The following is a 1,177-nucleotide window of genomic DNA, read 5'->3' as shown; positions in this document are numbered from 1 at the left end:
AAGATTTTAGCTACAACACCAGCACCAACTGTACGGCCACCTTCGCGGATTGCGAAACGTAGACCTTCGTCCATTGCGATTGGAGCGATTAGCTCAACAGTCATTTGAACGTTGTCACCTGGCATTACCATTTCTACGCCTTCTGGTAGAGTGATGTCGCCTGTTACGTCAGTTGTACGGAAGTAGAACTGTGGACGGTAACCTTTGAAGAAAGGAGTGTGACGGCCGCCTTCGTCTTTAGAAAGTACGTATACTTCAGACTCAAACTTAGTGTGTGGGTTGATAGAACCTTTCGCAGAAAGTACTTGACCACGTTCAACGTCATCACGCTTAGTACCACGTAGAAGTGCACCAACGTTCTCACCTGCACGACCTTCGTCAAGCAGTTTACGGAACATTTCAACACCAGTACAAGTAGTAAGAGTAGTCTCTTTGATACCAACGATTTCTACTTCGTCACCTACACGTAGGATACCGCGCTCGATACGACCAGTTACAACAGTACCACGACCTTGAATTGAGAATACATCTTCAATTGGTAGTAGGAACGGTTGGTCTACTGCACGCTCTGGCTCAGGAATGTAAGAATCTAGTGCTTCTGCAAGCTCAACGATCTTGTCTTCCCACTGCTTCTCGCCGTTTAGTGCGCCAAGTGCAGAACCTTGGATAACTGGTAGGTCATCACCTGGGAAGTCGTATTCAGAAAGAAGTTCACGAACTTCCATCTCAACTAGCTCAAGTAGCTCTTCGTCATCTACCATGTCACACTTGTTCATGAATACGATGATGTAAGGGATACCAACTTGACGACCAAGTAGGATGTGCTCACGAGTTTGAGGCATAGGGCCGTCAGTCGCAGCAACAACTAGGATACCGCCGTCCATTTGTGCAGCACCAGTGATCATGTTTTTAACATAATCCGCGTGTCCTGGACAGTCTACGTGTGCGTAGTGACGTGCTGGAGTGTCGTACTCAACGTGAGAAGTTGCGATTGTGATACCGCGCTCACGCTCTTCTGGAGCGTTATCGATAGATGCGAAATCTTTAGCAACACCGCCGTACACTTTTGCAAGAGTAGTACAGATAGCAGCAGTTAGAGTTGTTTTACCGTGGTCAACGTGGCCGATAGTACCAACGTTTACGTGCGGTTTCGTACGTTCAAATTTTTCTTTAGACA

General features: G+C 47.0%; 1 protein-coding gene. It reads right to left on the bottom strand.

Going from position 1 to position 1,177, the window contains the following annotated elements; translation table 11 throughout:
- Positions 1-1,177, bottom strand: a 1,177-nt coding sequence (gene tuf / locus BCT34_RS03600; protein WP_016783752.1) for an elongation factor Tu, incomplete at both ends; no start/stop codon positions are given.

This window comes from Vibrio sp. 10N.261.45.E2 (genome assembly GCF_002875705.1).
Taxonomy (GTDB): Bacteria; Pseudomonadota; Gammaproteobacteria; order Enterobacterales; family Vibrionaceae; genus Vibrio.
The sequence above is the reverse complement of the archived record's forward strand: the minus strand, read 5'-3'. Positions and strand labels throughout refer to the sequence as shown.